Genomic DNA, 15,877 nt, shown 5'->3' with positions numbered 1-15,877 from the left:
GCGCGGGAACGCTTGTATGGAAAATGACCGGTGGTGTGCCGGGCGGTGCTCGCGGCGGCGGGCGCCCGGGAAGAACCGTACGGACGGCGGAAGGGAAGAACGCGGGTGCGCGGGCACGACGACGGCAGGCGGCTCAGGGCGGCCGAACTCGGCGGCGAACTGGGGGAGCGGGCCACGCTCGTACAGTTCTCCAGCGCCTTCTGCGCACCCTGCCGGGCCACCCGGCGCGTCCTCGCCGAGGTCGCCGGAATGGTCCCGGGCGTCACCCACGTCGAGGTCGACGCCGAGGCGCACCTGGACCTCGTACGCGAACTGGACATCCTCAAGACGCCCACCGTCCTCGTCCTCGACGCCGGCGGGCGGGTGGTGCGGCGCGCCACCGGACAGCCGCGCAGAGCGGACGTCATCGCCGCGCTCGGGGAGGCGGTGTGAGCGGGTGTCAGGGAACGGTGAGGCATCTTCCACATCCCGGAGCCGGCTTGACTGCACGCGCCATCCATCGTCAGCCTGACCGTATGCCGACCGAACTCCTTCTCCACGGTCGGGTCCACGTCGACCTGGCCCGCACCGCGAGCGCGCGCTGTCCGGGCCGTTGAGCTGCCACGGACCCACGCCCCGACTTCCGCAGAAGGACAGTTCCATGACGGCCACGCCCGACCTCGGCACCGCTCAGCTCGCCTCCTCCGACCTGCTGCGCTCCACCTTCCGCCGGCACGCCGCCGGCGTCGCGGTGATCACCGCGCGCGGCGCCTCCGGTCCCGTCGGCTTCACCGCCACCTCCCTGACCTCCGTCTCCGCCGACCCGCCCCTGGTCTCCTTCGGGATCGGCACCGGTGCCTCCAGCTGGCCCGCGGTGGCCGAGGCCGACCACGTGGGCGTGCACATACTCGGCGAGCACCAGAGCGAGCTGGCCGCCACCTTCGCCCGCAGCGGCGCCGACCGTTTCGGCGCGCCCACCGTCTGGCAGGAGGGGCCCGAAGGCGTCCCCGTGCTGGACGACGTGCTCGCCTGGCTGGTGTGCCGGATCGTCGGACGGGTCCCGGCCGGTGATCACCGGATCGTGCTCGCCGAGGTGGTCCTCGGTGACCCCTCGGGCGCCGGCCGCCCGCTCCTCTACTACCAGGGCCGCTTCAACGGCCTGCGGGATTGATCACTTCCCGGTCGCACCGCCCCCTCCTGCGGGGCCGTCGGGTTCCGGTTACGCTGCGTTGCGAAGGTCACAGTTCAAAGCGCTTGCTTAGCGGGCATTCACTAGGTGTACTGGCGAGTAATATTTCGTTCGGAGCGCTCGGACGCCCCGACCGGGATCGGCCGCTTGGGGCGCCTATGCTGCCTGCAAGAGGCAGCCCGAAATGACGATGCAGTAGGAGAGCCGGCGTGAGCTTGAGGATCGTTGTCACTGTGAAGTACGTGCCCGACGCCACTGGCGACCGGCACTTCGCCGATGACCTGACCGTCGACCGCGACGACGTGGACGGTCTGCTCTCCGAGCTGGACGAGTACGCGGTCGAGCAGGCCCTCCAGATCGCGGAGAACGCGGACGACGCCGAGGTCACCGTCCTGACGGTCGGCCCCGAGGACGCCAAGGACGCGCTCCGCAAGGCGCTCTCGATGGGTGCCGACAAGGCCATCCACGTCGAGGACGACGACCTGCACGGCACCGACGCCATCGGCACCTCCCTGGTCCTGGCCAAGGCCATCGAGAAGGCCGGCTACGACCTGGTCGTCTCCGGCATGGCCTCCACCGACGGCACCATGGGCGTCGTCCCGGCGCTGGTCGCCGAGCGCCTCGGGGTCCCGCAGGTCACCCTGCTGTCCGAGGTCTCCGTCGAGGACGGCACGGTCAAGGGCCGCCGCGACGGCGACGCCGCCTCGGAGCAGCTCGAGGCGCAGCTCCCGGCCGTCGTCTCCGTCACCGACCAGTCGGGCGAGGCCCGCTACCCGTCCTTCAAGGGCATCATGGCGGCCAAGAAGAAGCCGGTGGAGTCCTGGGACCTGTCGGACCTCGACATCGAGGCCGAGGAGGTCGGCCTGGACGGCGCGTTCACCAAGGTCGAGGCCGCGACCGAGCGTCCGGCCCGCACGGCCGGCACCATCGTCAAGGACGAGGGCGAGGGCGGCAAGCAGCTCGCTGAGTTCCTCGCGAGCCAGAAGTTCATCTGAGGCTCGCCCCCGCTGACCGCCCCTCAACTTCGTTTCGCAGGAGAGCAATCCCATGGCTGAAGTCCTCGTCTACGTCGACCACGTGGACGGTGCCGTCCGCAAGCCCACCCTGGAGCTGCTGACCCTGGCCCGCCGCCTCGGCGAGCCCGTCGCCGTCGCGCTGGGCAACGGCGCCGCCGACACCGCCGCCACGCTCGCCGAGCACGGCGCGGTGAAGGTCCTCACCCACGACGCGTCCGAGTACGCCGAGTACCTGGTCGTGCCGAAGGTGGACGCCCTCCAGGCCGCCTACGAGGCCGTCTCCCCGGCCGCCGTGCTGGTCCCGTCCTCCGCCGAGGGCAAGGAGATCGCCGCCCGCCTCGCGCTGCGCATCGGCTCCGGCATCATCACCGACGCCGTCGACCTGGAGGCCGGCGACGAGGGTCCGGTGGCCACCCAGTCGGTGTTCGCCGCGTCCTTCACCACCACGTCGCGCGTCATCAAGGGCACCCCGGTCATCACGGTCAAGCCGAACTCGGCCGCCGTCGAGGCCGCCCCGGCCGCCGGCACGGTCGAGGCCCTGTCCGTGACCTTCTCGGACAAGGCGACCGGCACGAAGATCACCGGCCGTACGCCGCGTGAGTCGACGGGCCGCCCGGAGCTGACCGAGGCCGCGATCGTGGTCTCCGGTGGCCGCGGTGTCAACGGCGCCGAGAACTTCTCGATCATCGAGGCCCTCGCCGACCAGCTCGGCGCGGCCGTCGGCGCCTCGCGTGCCGCCGTGGACGCCGGCTGGTACCCGCACACCAACCAGGTCGGCCAGACCGGCAAGTCGGTCTCGCCGCAGCTCTACATCGCCAACGGCATCTCCGGCGCGATCCAGCACCGCGCCGGTATGCAGACCTCGAAGACGATCGTGGCCGTCAACAAGGACGCCGAGGCCCCGATCTTCGAGCTGGTCGACTTCGGTGTGGTCGGCGACCTGTTCGACGTCGTCCCGCAGCTGACCGAGGAGATCAAGACCCGCAAGGGCTGAGTCCTCCCAGGGCGCACGCCGAGGCCCCGGTGACCGACACGGTCACCGGGGCCTCGGCGCATCCTGGTGAGGGCGGGCGGAGGCGCGGCCAGGGTCCGGACGGGGTGTTGACCAGGGAGAATCACCCGGATAACTTCGTTCTACGGATTATTGATTCCGTACAGCGGAAAATTGGAGGGTGTGGGATGGGTCAGCAGGAGAAGGTGGCGACGAGCCTCGCGGGTGCCGTCAGCGAGGAGATCAGCGCCTCCCTCGCACCGGTCGACGCGGAGCTGGAGCGCCGCTACCCCGGGGACCCCGGCACCCGGCAGCCCGTCCACACCGTGTACGTCCCCGGGGACGCCTTCACCGCGGACACGCTGCGCTCCTGGGGGGACCAGGCGCTCGCCCTGCTCGACGAACACGCCCCGGACGCCGCCTCCTTCGCGGCGGTCCTCGGCCTGCCGGGCGAACTGGCCGAGGCGGTCCACTCCCGCGTCCGCGCCAAGCTGGAGCGCGAGCCCGTCGAGGACCTGCGCGTCGACTTCGAGGACGGCTACGGCCCGCGGCCCGACGCCGAGGAGGACGAGACGGCCGCCCGCGCGGCCCGCCTGATCGCCGAGGCCCACGCGAACGGCACGGCGGCGCCCTACATGGGCATCCGCGTGAAGTGCATGGAGGCCGCCGTGCGCGACCGGGGCATCCGCACCCTCGACGTCTTCCTCACCGGCCTCATGGCGGCCGGGGGCCTGCCCGACGGGCTGGTCCTCACCCTGCCCAAGGTCACCTACCCCGAGCAGGTCGGCGCCTTCGTCCGGCTCCTGGAGGCCTTCGAGAAGGCGCACGGCCTCGACGCCGGCCGCCTGGGCTTCGAGATCCAGATCGAGACCAGCCAGGCCATCCTCGCCACCGACGGCACCGCCACCGTCGCCCGCATGATCCAGGCCGCCGAGGGCCGTGCCACCGGGCTGCACTACGGCACCTTCGACTACAGCGCCTGCCTCGGCGTCTCCGCCGCCTACCAGGCCGGCGACCACCCGGCCGCCGACCACGCCAAGGCGGTCATGCAGGTGGCGGCGGCCGGCACCGGCGTCCGCGTGTCCGACGGCTCCACCAACGTCCTCCCCGTCGGCCCGACGGCCAAGGTCCACGACGCCTGGCGCCTGCACTACGGCCTCACCCGCCGCGCCCTCGCCCGCGCCTACTACCAGGGCTGGGACATGCACCCCGGTCACCTCCCCACCCGCTACGCGGCCGTCTTCGCCTTCTACCGCGAGGGGTTCGAGCAGGCGGCGGCCCGTCTCGCCCGGTACGCCGAGCGGGCCGGCGGCGACGTCATGGACGAGCCCGCCACCGCCAAGGCCCTCAGCGGCTACCTGCTCCGCGGCCTCGACTGCGGCGCTCTCGACCTCCCCGAGGTGACCGGCCTCACCGGCCTGACCCGCACCGGCCTGGAGGGCTTCGCGTCCCCGCGCCGCGGCGACCTGACGGCGTCCGGGCAGTGACGAGGACGCGGGCCGCTCGGCGGAAGGCGCACGTCCGTCGGCCGGGCCCCTGCCCCCGGGCCACGGCGCCGGGCGGCGGCACATGCCCGACGCCTCCTGGCTGACCAGGGCGACGTCGTCTCCTTCGCCGGCGTGCGGGGCCCGGCCCGGGCCTGCGGCCGCGAGGCCCGCCGTCGCGGACCCCTCACACCGCCGGCGGCAGTTCGCCCGAACCGCGGGTGATCAGGCGGGTCGGCAGTTCGATGCGTTCGGGGGCGAGCAGGGTGCCGTCGAGCTGGCGGAAGAGGCGTTCGGCGGCGGTGCGGCCGAGGGCAGCCGCGTCCTGGGCGACGACGGTGACGCCGGGCTGGAGCAGATCGGCCAGCTCGATGTCGTCGAAGCCGACGAGCGCGACCGGGCGGGAGTGCTCGGCGAGGACCCGGATCACGGTGACCGTCACCCGGTTGTTGCCGGCGAAGATCGCGGTGACCGGGTCGGCGCCGGACAGCATCTCCTCCGCCGCCCGGCGCACCCGCTCCGGGTCCGTCGCGCCGAGGGACATCCAGCGGTCCTCGACGGTTATCCCCGCGTCCTCCATGGCCGCCCGGTAGCCGCGCAGCCGCTCCGCCGCGGTGTGGATGCGGGGCATGTCGCCGATGAACCCGATCCGGCGGTGCCCGTGCGCGAGGAGGTGGGCCACGCCGTCGCGGGCGCCGCCGTAGTTGTCGGACAGCACGACGTCCGCGTCGATCCGTCCGGCCGGGCGGTCCACGAACACGGTCGCCACGCCCGCCCTGATCTCCGGCTCCAGATAGCGGTGGTCGTCCCCGGCCGGGATCACCACCAGACCGTCCACCCGGCGCGCGCACAGCGCCAGCGCCAGCTCCTGCTCGCGCTCGGGGTCCTCGGCGCTGGAACCGTTGATCAGCAGCGCGCCGTGCGCGCGGGCCACCTCCTCGACGGCGCGGCTGAGCGGGCCGTAGAACGGGTCCGCGAGGTCCTCCAGCACCAGGCCGATGCTCGCCGTCCGGCCCTTGCGCAGCACCCGGGCACTGTCGTTGCGGCGGAAGCCGAGCGCCTCGATCGCCTCCTGCACCCGGCGCTCGGTGTCCGGGGTGACCCCGGGCTCGCCGTTGACCACCCGGGAGACCGTCTTCAGTCCGACCCCGGCGCGCGCCGCCACGTCCTTCATCGTCGGACGGTTGCCGTACCGGTTACCGGGAAGGTCTGCTCGGCGGGTGGTCTCGGGCACGATGCGTCTGTCCTGTCTCTCGTCCGACTCGTCCACGCGGGGTGGTGCGCGATCCATGGGCTTGTATGAGGATGTGGCGTCGAGCATAGAGCCTGGACAACGTTGTCAGATGCGCGAGAGACTGTCCACCGCTGTCTCCGGCCCGCGCCCCCACCGCTCGACCGGCCTGCCTCTCTTTGGTTTTCAAGCTTGAACGGGGAGATCTGACTCTGATGCACACCGACCTCGTGGCGGCCCTGGACATCGGCGGCACCAAGATCGCCGGCGCGCTGGTGGACGGCGGCGGCCGCATCCTGGCCAGGACCCAGCGCGCCACGCCCGCCCAGCAGGACGGCGAAACGGTCATGCGGGCCGTGACGGAGGTGCTCGGCGACCTCGCCGGGTCGCCCCTGTGGGAACGGGCGGGCTCGGTCGGCATCGGCAGTGCCGGTCCGGTCGACGCCTCCGCGGGCACCGTCAGCCCGGTGAACGTGCCGGGCTGGCGCGACTTCCCGCTGGTGGACCGGGTGCGTACGGTCACCGGGGGCCTGCCGGTGGAGCTGATCGGCGACGGTGTGGCGATCACCGCGGCCGAGCACTGGCAGGGCGCCGCACGCGGCCACGACAACGCGCTGTGCATGGTGGTCTCGACGGGGGTCGGCGGCGGGCTGGTGCTGGGCGGACGCCTGCATCCCGGTCCGACCGGCAACGCCGGTCACATCGGCCACATCAGCGTGGACCTCGACGGTGACCTCTGCCCGTGCGGCTCGCGCGGGTGCGTGGAGCGGATCGCCAGCGGCCCGAACATCGCCCGCCGGGCCCTGGAGCACGGCTGGCGCCCCGGGCCCGACGGTGACACCTCGGCCGCCGCGGTGGCCGCCGCGGCCCGTGCGGGCGACCCGGTGGCCGTGGCCTCCTTCGAGCGGGCGGCGCAGGCACTGGCCGCCGGCATCGCGGCCACCGCGACCCTGGTCGAGATCGACATCGCGGTGATCGGCGGGGGCGTCGGCAAGGCGGGCGACGTCCTGTTCACGCCCCTGCGCAAGGCCCTCACCGACTACGCGACCCTGTCCTTCGTCCGGCACCTCACCGTCGTCCCCGCGCAGATGGGCACCGACGCGGGCCTGGTCGGCGCGGCCGCGGCGGCCCTGACCCGCACCCCGGACCCGGCGCCGGCGAGCCGCTAGGGTCTTTCGTTCGGTCAGGCCGGATCAGGGAGCGGTGCCAGGGCCCGCGAGCCCGGCATGACCCGAACGAGAGGCCCTCGGCTCCGCCGCTCCAGGCAGCGAGGCATCCGGGTCGCCGGGCGGGGACTCGGCGGGGCCGGCTCCCGCCGAAGCCCGGGCCCGGCCTCCGAGCGTTCGGCGGAGGCCCGGCCCAGCCTGGAGCTCCGGGGATCAGCAGGTGAGTCGCGCGTTCGCCCAGTCCGCGTGGTCCGAGTCGACGCCGTCGTCCCCGTCCGTGACGACCAGCCGTACCACCTGGGCGCCGGTGACGTCGGCGGTGAGCGGCTGGGCGGGCATCGCGTTGGTGAGGACGCCGGTGGACGCGGCCTTCGTGCCGTCCGCCCAGATCTCGAAGGCGACGGTGCCCTTCGTGCCCTTCTCGTCGTCCACGCCGACCTCCGCCGTGACCTTCTCGCAGGCCTTGCCGGTGTAGAAGGAGATGTCGCTGGGCGCGTGGACGCCGAGCCCCTTGGCGTACACCGTCCCGCCGATGGTGAGCGGGTTGCCGTCCCCGGCGGCGCTCTCCCCGTTGCTGGTGTTCCGCTCCACCGGCCCCCAGCCGCTGGTCGCCGACAGCCACGGCAGATCGCCGAGGTACGACGTCCCGGCGGGCGGCGGTACGACGACGGACGCGGTCAGCGCAAGGGTGCTGGTGACCGGTGTGCCGGACGGCGAGCGGTACCGCGTCGTGAGCGTGAGGCCGTAGGAACCGGCCGGGGTGCCGGAGGGCGCGGTCACCCGCCAGCCGGTGCGCAGCGTGCCACCGGGGGCGAGCGCGGAGACGGAGGTCGTCGAGGTGGGCCGTACCGTCCAGCCCTCGGGGCCGGTCAGCGACACGGAGACCTGCCGCGCGGGTGTCCGGCCGAGGTCGGCGACGGTGCTGGTGAACGCGGCGGGGTTGGCGGCCTCCAGCAGCGTGCTGCCGTCCAGACCGAGCTCGACGGCGGGCGGATGGGCGGCCCAGCGGGGGTCGGCCGAGACGCGCAGCAGGACCGTGCCGTGGGCCGGGACGGTGGCGGCGATGGTGCCCGCGGTGTTGTACGTGCGGTGCTGCCACAGGTCGCGCAGGGCGTAGGCGTCGGCGTCCGGCAGGCCGACGGCACGCGCGCTGGTGGCGATGCGCTGGGCGGTGCCGGACTCGTTGAAGAGGGCCACCGCGCGGCTGCCGTCCTTCATCTCCTTGGCGACGACCCAGCGCCCGCCCGCGGAGGAGACGACGGTGCCCTGCTTGCCGAGCGGGTCCTGGTCGACGGCGATGACCTCCTTGTTGCCCAGGATGTCGTAGGTGGCCGGGGTCGCCTTGCGCAGGTCGGTGCCGATGAGCAGGGGCGCGGCCATCACCGACCAGAGCGAGAAGTGCGAGCGGTACTCGGTGTCCGTCATGCCGCCGTTGCCGACCTCCAGCATGTCGGGGTCGTTCCAGTGGCCGGGGCCGGCGTAGGGGGCGAGCGGGAGGTTCTGCTTCAGGATCGACAGCATCGAGCCCCAGTTGTCGCTGATGTCGCCGGTGGTCCGCCACAGGTGGCCGACGTCCGAGGCCCACTCCCAGGGCTTGTTCTGCCCCCACTCGCAGATGCTGTAGACGATGGGCCGTCCGGTCGCCTTCAGCGCGTCCCGCATGGTCCGGTAGCGCTGCTGGGCGTCCACGCCCTGGTTGTTGCAGTTGTCGTACTTGAGGTAGTCCACGCCCCAGTCGGCGAACTGCCGCGCGTCGCTGTACTCGTGGCCCAGGGCGCCCGGGAAGCCGGTGCTGTCGCAGGTCTTGGTGCCGGCGCTGGTGTAGATGCCGAGCTTGAGGCCCTTGGCGTGGACGTAGTCCGCGACCGCCTTGATCCCGTCGGGGAAGCGGGCGGGGTCGGGCACCAGCTTGCCGTTCGCGTCACGGTCGGGCAGGGCCCAGCAGTCGTCCAGGTTGACGTACCGGTAGCCCGCGTCCTTCAGGCCCTTCTCCACGAAGAGGTCCGCGATGCCCTCGACCATGGACGCGTTGAAGTCGGCGCGGCAGTGGGTGGAGTTCCAGTTGTTGAAGCCCATCGGCGGGGTGAGGGCGAGCCCGTCGGCGAGGGCGGGCGCGGCGGGGGTCCTGGCGGGGGCCGCCAGGGCGGGGGCGGCGAGGCCCGCCGCGCACAGCAGGCCGGCGGTGAGCGCTCCGGCCACTCTGAGGCGTGTGGTGCGGGTCGTGCGGGTGTGAGGGTGACGCATCGTTGACGTTCCTCCGACTCGCGGAACCGGGATGACTGCATGTACGCGTCATCAGTGCGCGTTTACGGTAGGACGTGTCTGACTGTGTTGGAAGAGGGCTGCCAAATGTTCGGCTGTGTTTGCTTGGGGGGTCCGCCGCCCCGGTGGGGCCGAGTCGCAGCGTGACTCCTGCCCCCTCCGCGCAGTTGATCAGCGCATGAAGAAGCGCAGCATGCTCGCCCTCGCCACCCTCGCCACCGGATTCGTCGTGGCCGCCGTCACCCCGTCCCACGCGACGGACGAGGCACCCGTCGGCGACCTCAAGGTCTCGGACACCCTCGACTCGGCCGGCCACCTCGTCGCCCGGGACAGCCTGGACGTCGACCACGGCGCGCTCGGACACGAGTAACCCCCGACGGCGTACGGCGTGCGTACCGGCGTCCCCGCCGCAGGGGGCGCCGGCACTCCCGTGTGCGCGCGGACAGGCGCCCTCAACGCGAGGGGGTTTCCGTGGCAGGGTGGAGCGGGCAAGCCTCAGGGGGCCGACACAGGAGGGGGAGTCCGTGACCGTCGTCTGGATCAACGGCGCGTTCGGTGCGGGGAAGACCACCACGGCACGCGAACTGATCGAACTGATCCCGAACAGCGCGCTCTTCGACCCCGAGGTCCTCGGCGGGGCGCTCACGCACCTGCTGCCGCCCAAGCGCCTCGCCGAGGTCGGTGACTTCCAGGACCTGCCGATCTGGCGCCGGCTGGTGGTCGACACCGCCGCCGCGATGCTCGCCGAGCTGGGCGGCACCCTCGTCGTGCCCATGACCCTGCTCCGCCAGGAGTACCGGGACGAGATCTTCGGGGGTCTCGCCGCCCGCCGGATCACGGTGCGCCATCTGCTGCTGGCCCCGGCCGAAACGATCCTGCGCGAGCGGATAGCCGGGCGGGAGATCCCGCCCGACCTGCCCGACGGCGAGATGCGCGTACGGCAGTGGTCCTACGACCACATCGAGCCGTACCGCGCCGCCCTCGCCTCCTGGCTCACCGCCGACGCCCATCCGGTCGACACCAGCGACCTCACCCCGTACCAGACCGCCGTCCGCATCGCCGACGCCGTCGGCAGCGGGGCCGTACCCGCCTGCGACATCGTCCAGACCCCCGAACCGACCGCCGAGACGCTCGCCGCCGGTGTGCTGCTCTTCGACGAGCACGACCGGGTACTGCTGGTCGACCCCACGTACAAGCCCGGCTGGGAGTTCCCCGGTGGTGTGGTGGAGCGGGGCGAGGCCCCGGCCCGCGCCGGGATGCGCGAGGTGGCCGAGGAGACCGGGATACACCTGCGCGCGGTGCCCCGGCTGCTCGTCGTGGACTGGGAACGGCCCGTCCCGCCCGGGTTCGGCGGGCTGCGGCTGCTGTTCGACGGGGGCCGGCTGGGGTCCGGGGAGGCGTCCCGGGTGCTGCTGCCCGGCCCGGAACTGCGCGCCTGGCGGTTCGCCACGGAACAGGAGGCCGCCTCGATGCTGCCACCCGTCCGTTACGAGCGGCTGCGCTGGGCGTTGCGCGCCCGGGAGCGGGGCAGCGCCCTCTATCTGGAGGCGGGCGTACCGGTCGGCTGACCCGGCGCCGCGACGATCGAGCGGAGCGCGGCGGTGGCGCCGCTCAGCACCGGTTCGCCGTGGCCAAAACAGGCCACCTCCGCCCCGAGGTCCGCCAACCGCCCGATCGAGGCGAGCAGTCGCGCCCGGTCCAGGTTGAACACCCCCGCCATCGGCGTCCCGTCGCCCGGTGCCGCCGCCACCGTGTCCCCGGTGAAGAGCACACCGTGCGCGGGCAGGAACAGGGCGATGCTGCCGTCGGTGTGCCCCGGGACGTGCACCACCCGTGCCCCGCCGCCGAAGCCGAGGACGTCCTGGTCCGTCACCTCGGTGAGGGCGGCCGGGGGCACCGCAGGGCCCTCGGGCAGGTGCCGGGCCGCCTCCGCGTGGACCGGCAGCTCCCACTCCTCGAACCGCGGCGGCGGACCGGGCCGCTCACCCCGCACGAACGGGGCGTCCAGGGGGTGCGCCAGCACCTCGGCCCCGCTCAGCGCGGCGAACTCGCCCGCCCCGCCCACGTGGTCCTCGTGGAAGTGGGTCAGGACGATGCGCCGTACGTCCTCCGGGGCGTGCCCCAGAGCGGTGATCGCGCCGGCGATCGCCCGGCCGGAGCCGATCAGGCCCGCGTCGATCAGGGTCAGCTCACCGCCGTCGCGCCAGAGGTAGGCCTGGCCGGCCGGGAAGCGCAACAGGTGCAGGCGGGGCAGCAGCTCGATGACGTCCATGCGCCGACGGTAGGGAGGGCCCCGCCGGGTGGCGAGGGCCCTCTGCCACGGGCAGAACGGTTCAGCTCGCCGCGTAGTTGCGCAGGAACAGCGCCTCCGCGACCGACAGCCGCTCCAGCTCCTCGGGGGACACGCTCTCGTTGACCGCGTGGATCTGCGCCTCCGGCTCGCTCAGCCCGATGAGCAGGATCTCCGCCTCCGGGTAGAGACCGGCGAGCGTGTTGCACAGCGGGATGGAGCCGCCCTGGCCCGCGTAACTCATCGTCTCGCCGGGGTAGGCCACCGCCATCGCGTCGGCCATCGCCTGGTAGGCGGGGCTGGAGGTGTCGGCGCGGAACGGCTGGCCCTGACCGATCTGCTCGATGCCGACCCGGGCGCCCCACGGGGTGTGGGCCTCGATGTGCGCCTGGAGCAGCTTGCCGGCCTCCGCCGCGTCCACGCCCGGCGGCACCCGCAGGCTGACCAGGGCGCGGGCGCTCGACTGCACCGACGGGGTGGCGCCCACGACCGGCGGGCAGTCGATGCCGAGGACGGTGACCGCCGGGCGGGCCCAGATGCGGTCGGCGACCGAACCGTCACCGATCAGCTCGACCCCGTCCAGCACCTTGGCGTCCGTGCGGAACTGCTCTTCGGTGTACTCCAGGCCGTCCCACCCCGCCGTGGCGTCCAGGCCGTCCACCGTGGTGGAGCCGTCCTCGGCGCGCAGCGAGTCCAGCACCCGGATCAGCGCGGCCAGCGCGTCCGGAGCGGCGCCGCCGAACTGGCCCGAGTGCAGGTTGCCGGCCAGGGTGTCGATCCGCACCCGGACCATGGTCATACCGCGCAGCGTGGTGGTCACGGTCGGCAGGCCGACCCGGAAGTTGCCCGCGTCGCCGATGACGATCGTGTCCGCCTCCAGCAGCTCGGGGTGCTGCTCGGCGTACCGCTCCAGGCCGCCCGTGCCCTGTTCCTCCGAGCCCTCCACGATCACCTTGACGTGCACCGGGACGCCGCCGTTCGCCTTGAGGGCGCGCAGCGCGAGCAGGTGCATGATGAAGCCGCCCTTGCAGTCGGCGGTCCCGCGGCCGTACCAGCGGCCGTCCCGCTCGGTCAGCTCGAACGGCGGGGTGGCCCAGCCGGCCTCGTCCAGCGGGGGCTGCACGTCGTAGTGCGCGTACAGCAGAACCGTTTTCGCACCCTCCGGGCCCGGGAGGTGGCCGTAGACGGACCGCGTGCCGTCCGGGGTGTCCAGCAGGGCCACGTCCGTGAAACCCTCGGCGCGCAAGGCGTCGGCTATCCAGCCGGCGGCGGCGTCGCTCTCGCTCTTCGGGAACTGCGTGAAGTCCGCCACCGACTTGAAGGCGACCAGTTCGGTCAGCTCCGCCTTCGCCCGGGGCAGCAGCGAGGCGACGGTCTCGGCGACCGGATTCGACGGCATGGGCACGCTCCTCGTAGGTGCGACGTTGTAGGGAGTGGACCGATCCTCCCACAGTGGCCTGCGCGGACGGCCGCCGTAGGATGCGACAGGACACTCGGCAACGGCTTGATCGGAGCGGTAGACCATCGTGAGCGGCGAGAACTCTTCGGCGGACGACGTGCAGCGGGTCTGGGACGTCGTCGTGGTGGGCGCGGGCCCCGCGGGCGCCTCGGCCGCCTACGCGGCGGCGGTCGCGGGACGGCGCGTGCTGTTGCTGGAGAAGGCCGAGTTGCCCCGCTACAAGACGTGCGGCGGCGGCATCATCGGCCCCTCGCGCGACGCGCTGCCGCCCGGCTTCGAGCTGCCCTTCCAGGACAGGGTGCACGCGGTCACCTTCTCCAACAACGGCCGCTTCACCCGCACCCGGCGCTCCAAGCAGATGCTGTTCGGGCTGATCAACCGCCCCGAGTTCGACCAGCAGCTGGTCGAGCACGCCCAGAAGGCGGGCGCCGAGCTGCGTACGGGCGTCACCGTGCAGCGGGTCGAGCAGCACGGCTCGGCGGTGCCGGACCGGCGCACGGTCGCCGTCGTCCTCCAGGGCGGGGAGACGGTGCTGGCCCGGGCGGTCGTCGGCGCCGACGGCAGCGCCAGCCGGATAGGAGCGCACGTCGGTGTGAAGCTCGACCAGGTCGACCTCGGCCTGGAGGCGGAGATCCCGGTGCCGCAGACGGTCGCCGAGGACTGGAAGGGCCGGGTCCTCATCGACTGGGGCCCGATGCCGGGCAGTTACGGCTGGGTCTTCCCGAAGGGCGACACCCTGACGGTCGGCGTGATCTCCGCGCGCGGTGAGGGTGCCGCCACCAAGCGGTACCTGGAGGACTTCATCGCCCGGCTGGGCCTCGCCGGCTTCGAGCCCGCCATCTCCTCCGGGCACCTGACCCGCTGCCGCGCCGACGACTCCCCGCTGTCCCGGGGCCGGGTGCTGGTCTGCGGGGACGCGGCCGGTCTGCTGGAGCCGTGGACCCGTGAGGGCATCTCCTTCGCGCTGCGCTCGGGCCGGCTGGCGGGGGAGTGGGCGGTCCGGATCGCCGAGGCGCACGACGCCGTCGACGCCCGCCGCCAGGCCCTGAACTACGCGTTCGCCATCAAGGCGGGGCTCGGTGTCGAGATGAGCGTCGGCAAGCGGATGCTCGCGGTGTTCGAGAAGCGCCCCGGTCTGTTCCACGCGGCCCTCACCGGGTTCCGCCCCGCCTGGCGGGCGTTCCGGGACATCACCCAGGGCTCGACCTCGCTGGGCGAGCTGGTCCGCTCCCACCCGATCGCCCAGCGCGCGCTGGCCGCGTTCGACCGGAGCCAGGCCGCCCCCGCGGAGGAGCCCGTCAGTTCGTGACGGTGATGTGGAAGACCGGGTGGTCGGGGGCGATCCGGCGCAGCTCCGCGTCCGGGGAGTCGGGGCCGACGCCGTCGAAGAAGACCCCGACCTCCGCCTTCCAGCGCTTGAGGTAGGCCCGCAGCAGCGGGACCTTGTCGTCGTCGGCGACCTCGGTCGCGGTGAAGACGTCCACGTTCTTGCCGAGCCGCAGTTCGCCGCCGCCGGCGGCGCGCATGTTCCGGGTCCACTGGACGTGGCCGCGCGGGGCGAGCAGGTACTGCTGCCCGTCCACCGTCAGCAGGTTGACCGGCGTGGTGCGCCACTGCCCGCTCTTGCGCCCCCGCACCGCGAGGACCCGGGAGCCCCAGATGCTGATGCCGCGCCGGGTGAGCCAGGAGACGGCCCGGTTGAAGACGTTGACGGTGAACCAGCCCGGCTGGACGGCATGTGCCGACATGGAGACCCCCACGGTTTGAGAGAGCGGTGCTCTCGGTTGACCTCAGTGTGGGGGAGACGGGTGCTCCAGAGCAAGAGCGGTGCTCTCTTTTCTGGGCGCCGCTCTTTTCTGAGTGCACCGCTCTCTCGGCGTGGCACACTGCTGGCATGACCACCGCACAGGGTGCCCGCGCGCGGGCCAGGCAGGAAGTCACCGCGGCCATCAAGGACGCGGCACGCAGACAGCTGGCGGCGGAGGGCGCTGCCAAGCTCTCCCTGCGGGCCGTGGCCCGCGAGCTGGGCATGGTCTCGTCGGCCCTGTACCGCTACTTCCCCAGCCGGGACGAGCTGCTGACCGCCCTGATCATCGACGCGTACGACTCCGTCGGCGAGGCGGCCGAGCGGGCCCGGGACGCGGCGGCCGACGCCCCGGCGCCGGACCGCTGGATCGCCGTGTGCGAGGCGGTACGCGACTGGGCGCTCGCCCATCCGCACGAGTACGCGCTGATCTACGGCTCGCCCGTGCCGGGCTACTCCGCGCCCGAGACCACCGTCCCGGCCGCGGCCCGCGTCGGCATGGTCTTCATCGGCATCGTGCGGGACGCCCACGAAGGTCCGGGCCTCTCCCCGCTCTCCCTCCCGGCCGGCCTGCGTCCCGAGGGCGCCCGCATGGCCGCCGACTTCGCCCCCGACGTGCCACCGGAGGCGGCGGTGGCGCTGGTGGCGGCCTGGGCCCAGCTGTTCGGACTGATCGGATTCGAGCTGTTCGGCCAGTTCAACCGGGTGGTGGAGGACCGGGAGACGTTCTTCCGCCACGCGGCCGGCCGACTGGCGGAGGGGGTGGGACTGGGGCGGGGATGACTGGGGCGTCGCCTGCACCGAGGTCGCTTGATCTCCTGCCGGGCGGGAGCGGCTCGGCCGCGGCTCGTATGACCGGCGAGGTGCTCGGCGGGTGGCTGCCCGGTGCCGGGCCGCGTCCGCCGCGTACCGCCCCGGTCCGGCGCCGTACGGGCGCTCGGCGCGGCGGTGCGGCTGCCCGCCGGCGTCCGGGGCGCGGGCACCCGTCCGGTGGCGTCCCGAGCCC

At 73.2% G+C, this 15,877-nt stretch carries 15 protein-coding genes; 10 read left to right on the top strand and 5 right to left on the bottom strand.

Annotated elements, in window-relative coordinates:
* Positions 1–30: 30 nt before the first annotated feature.
* From AB0946_RS17925 to AB0946_RS17905, 5 genes are all read left to right on the top strand, one after another.
* Positions 31–432, top strand: coding sequence for a thioredoxin family protein (locus tag AB0946_RS17925; protein ID WP_366761545.1), 402 nt, complete (start codon positions 31–33; stop codon positions 430–432).
* 208 nt (positions 433–640) lie between these two features.
* Positions 641–1,150, top strand: a complete 510-nt coding sequence (locus AB0946_RS17920; protein ID WP_366761544.1) for a flavin reductase family protein — start codon at positions 641–643, stop codon at positions 1,148–1,150.
* A 227-nt stretch (positions 1,151–1,377) separates the two neighbouring features.
* Positions 1,378–2,163 (top strand): electron transfer flavoprotein subunit beta/FixA family protein, encoded by a 786-nt coding sequence (locus AB0946_RS17915; RefSeq protein ID WP_366761543.1) that lies wholly within the window; start codon positions 1,378–1,380, stop codon positions 2,161–2,163.
* A gap of 52 nt (positions 2,164–2,215) precedes the next feature.
* The gene (locus tag AB0946_RS17910) at positions 2,216–3,178 is read left to right on the top strand and encodes an electron transfer flavoprotein subunit alpha/FixB family protein (protein WP_366761542.1); all 963 of its coding nucleotides are present in this window, start codon (positions 2,216–2,218) and stop codon (positions 3,176–3,178) included.
* Positions 3,179–3,363: 185 nt separating this feature from the next.
* Positions 3,364–4,662, top strand: coding sequence for an aldolase (locus tag AB0946_RS17905; protein ID WP_366761541.1), 1,299 nt, complete (start codon positions 3,364–3,366; stop codon positions 4,660–4,662).
* Positions 4,663–4,846: 184 nt separating this feature from the next.
* On the opposite strand, the gene AB0946_RS17900 is transcribed toward AB0946_RS17905, so the two are convergent.
* Positions 4,847–5,893, bottom strand: a complete 1,047-nt coding sequence (locus AB0946_RS17900; RefSeq protein ID WP_366761540.1) for a LacI family DNA-binding transcriptional regulator — start codon at positions 5,891–5,893, stop codon at positions 4,847–4,849.
* A gap of 212 nt (positions 5,894–6,105) precedes the next feature.
* On the opposite strand from AB0946_RS17900, the gene AB0946_RS17895 reads away from it, so the two are divergent.
* Positions 6,106–7,059 (top strand): ROK family protein, encoded by a 954-nt coding sequence (locus tag AB0946_RS17895; protein ID WP_366761539.1) that lies wholly within the window; start codon positions 6,106–6,108, stop codon positions 7,057–7,059.
* 210 nt (positions 7,060–7,269) lie between these two features.
* On the opposite strand, the gene AB0946_RS17890 is transcribed toward AB0946_RS17895, so the two are convergent.
* Entirely contained in the window at positions 7,270–9,300 is a 2,031-nt protein-coding gene (locus AB0946_RS17890) for an NPCBM/NEW2 domain-containing protein (RefSeq protein ID WP_366761538.1), read from the bottom strand.
* 196 nt (positions 9,301–9,496) lie between these two features.
* Here AB0946_RS17890 and AB0946_RS17885 point away from each other — a divergent pair, with 196 nt between their 5' ends.
* Complete coding sequence (locus AB0946_RS17885; RefSeq protein WP_366761537.1) at positions 9,497–9,688, top strand: hypothetical protein; 192 nt, start codon at positions 9,497–9,499, stop codon at positions 9,686–9,688.
* Positions 9,689–9,842: 154 nt separating this feature from the next.
* Positions 9,843–10,886, top strand: a complete 1,044-nt coding sequence (locus AB0946_RS17880; protein WP_366761536.1) for an NUDIX domain-containing protein — start codon at positions 9,843–9,845, stop codon at positions 10,884–10,886.
* Here the strand turns inward: AB0946_RS17880 and AB0946_RS17875 are convergent.
* Complete coding sequence (locus AB0946_RS17875; protein ID WP_366761535.1) at positions 10,856–11,590, bottom strand: MBL fold metallo-hydrolase; 735 nt, start codon at positions 11,588–11,590, stop codon at positions 10,856–10,858. The two genes, AB0946_RS17880 and AB0946_RS17875, sit on opposite strands and share 31 nt — an antisense overlap.
* Before the next feature lie 61 nt (positions 11,591–11,651).
* Complete coding sequence (locus AB0946_RS17870) at positions 11,652–13,007, bottom strand: dipeptidase (protein WP_366761534.1); 1,356 nt, start codon at positions 13,005–13,007, stop codon at positions 11,652–11,654.
* Between the two features lie 127 nt (positions 13,008–13,134).
* Here AB0946_RS17870 and AB0946_RS17865 point away from each other — a divergent pair, with 127 nt between their 5' ends.
* Entirely contained in the window at positions 13,135–14,376 is a 1,242-nt protein-coding gene (locus AB0946_RS17865) for a geranylgeranyl reductase family protein (RefSeq protein ID WP_366761533.1), read from the top strand.
* Here AB0946_RS17865 and AB0946_RS17860 read toward each other — a convergent pair.
* Entirely contained in the window at positions 14,366–14,815 is a 450-nt protein-coding gene (locus tag AB0946_RS17860; RefSeq protein ID WP_366761532.1) for a nitroreductase family deazaflavin-dependent oxidoreductase, read from the bottom strand. The genes AB0946_RS17865 and AB0946_RS17860 overlap by 11 nt on opposite strands.
* Positions 14,816–14,961: 146 nt before the next feature.
* On the opposite strand from AB0946_RS17860, the gene AB0946_RS17855 reads away from it, so the two are divergent.
* Complete coding sequence (locus AB0946_RS17855; RefSeq protein ID WP_366761531.1) at positions 14,962–15,654, top strand: TetR/AcrR family transcriptional regulator; 693 nt, start codon at positions 14,962–14,964, stop codon at positions 15,652–15,654.
* Positions 15,655–15,877: the final 223 nt, after the last annotated feature.

It is taken from the genome of Streptomyces sp. NPDC046870 (assembly GCF_040704595.1).
Classification (GTDB): domain Bacteria; phylum Actinomycetota; class Actinomycetes; order Streptomycetales; family Streptomycetaceae; genus Streptomyces; species Streptomyces argyrophylli.
This window is presented reverse-complemented; position numbering and strand designations above follow the sequence as displayed.

Bases quoted from the DNA above. Each gene is read 5' to 3' on its own strand.
- AB0946_RS17920 (WP_366761544.1), top strand. From the start codon at position 641: ATGACGGCCACGCCCGACCTCGGCACCGCTCAGCTCGCCTCCTCCGAC.
- AB0946_RS17910 (WP_366761542.1), top strand. From the start codon at position 2,216: ATGGCTGAAGTCCTCGTCTACGTCGACCACGTGGACGGTGCCGTCCGC.
- AB0946_RS17905 (WP_366761541.1), top strand. From the start codon at position 3,364: ATGGGTCAGCAGGAGAAGGTGGCGACGAGCCTCGCGGGTGCCGTCAGC.
- AB0946_RS17895 (WP_366761539.1), top strand. From the start codon at position 6,106: ATGCACACCGACCTCGTGGCGGCCCTGGACATCGGCGGCACCAAGATC.
- AB0946_RS17890 (WP_366761538.1), bottom strand. From the start codon at position 9,300: ATGCGTCACCCTCACACCCGCACGACCCGCACCACACGCCTCAGAGTG.
- AB0946_RS17885 (WP_366761537.1), top strand. From the start codon at position 9,497: ATGAAGAAGCGCAGCATGCTCGCCCTCGCCACCCTCGCCACCGGATTC.
- AB0946_RS17875 (WP_366761535.1), bottom strand. From the start codon at position 11,590: ATGGACGTCATCGAGCTGCTGCCCCGCCTGCACCTGTTGCGCTTCCCG.
- AB0946_RS17870 (WP_366761534.1), bottom strand. From the start codon at position 13,007: ATGCCGTCGAATCCGGTCGCCGAGACCGTCGCCTCGCTGCTGCCCCGG.
- AB0946_RS17860 (WP_366761532.1), bottom strand. From the start codon at position 14,815: ATGTCGGCACATGCCGTCCAGCCGGGCTGGTTCACCGTCAACGTCTTC.
- AB0946_RS17855 (WP_366761531.1), top strand. From the start codon at position 14,962: ATGACCACCGCACAGGGTGCCCGCGCGCGGGCCAGGCAGGAAGTCACC.